The organism is Erwinia wuhanensis (genome assembly GCF_030484085.1).
Taxonomy (GTDB): Bacteria; Pseudomonadota; Gammaproteobacteria; order Enterobacterales; family Enterobacteriaceae; genus Erwinia; species Erwinia aeris.
Genome location: NZ_JAUJUH010000016.1, coordinates 1 through 1,031 on the forward strand (window position 1 = coordinate 1; position 1,031 = coordinate 1,031).

Sequence of the window (1,031 nt, forward strand, 5' to 3'; positions counted from 1 at the left end):
GTCGCTGCCGCAGCTTCGGTGCATGGTTTAGCCCCGTTACATCTTCCGCGCAGGCCGACTCGACCAGTGAGCTATTACGCTTTCTTTAAATGATGGCTGCTTCTAAGCCAACATCCTGGCTGTCTGTGCCTTCCCACATCGTTTCCCACTTAACCATGACTTTGGGACCTTAGCTGGCGGTCTGGGTTGTTTCCCTCTTCACGACGGACGTTAGCACCCGCCGTGTGTCTCCCGTGATAACATTCTTCGGTATTCGCAGTTTGCATCGGGTTGGTAAGCCGGGATGGCCCCCTAGCCGAAACAGTGCTCTACCCCCGAAGATGAGTTCACGAGGCGCTACCTAAATAGCTTTCGGGGAGAACCAGCTATCTCCCGGTTTGATTGGCCTTTCACCCCCAGCCACAGGTCATCCGCTAATTTTTCAACATTAGTCGGTTCGGTCCTCCAGTTAGTGTTACCCAACCTTCAACCTGCCCATGGCTAGATCACCGGGTTTCGGGTCTATACCCTGCAACTTAACGCCCAGTTAAGACTCGGTTTCCCTGCGGCTCCCCTATACGGTTAACCTTGCTACAGAATATAAGTCGCTGACCCATTATACAAAAGGTACGCAGTCACCCCCATAAAGAAGGCTCCCACTGCTTGTACGTACACGGTTTCAGGTTCTGTTTCACTCCCCTCGCCGGGGTTCTTTTCGCCTTTCCCTCACGGTACTGGTTCACTATCGGTCAGTCAGGAGTATTTAGCCTTGGAGGATGGTCCCCCCATCTTCAGACAGGATATCACGTGTCCCGCCCTACTCTTCGAACCCACAATAAGCATGCCTTTGTGTACGGGAGTATCACCCTGTACCCTGCGACTTTCCAGACGCTTCCACTGACACACAAACTGATGATGGTTCCGGGCTGTTCCCCGTTCGCTCGCCGCTACTGGGGGAATCTCGGTTGATTTCTTTTCCTCTGGGTACTTAGATGTTTCAGTTCCCCAGGTTCGCCTTGCAGCACTATGTATTCATGCTGCAATGATGCACA

Annotated in this window: 1 rRNA gene; it reads right to left on the minus strand. The window is 52.9% G+C overall.

Features of this window, described 5'->3' with window-relative positions:
- A 23S ribosomal RNA gene (locus QZH36_RS21285) occupies positions 1-1,031 on the minus strand; the annotation flags it as partial.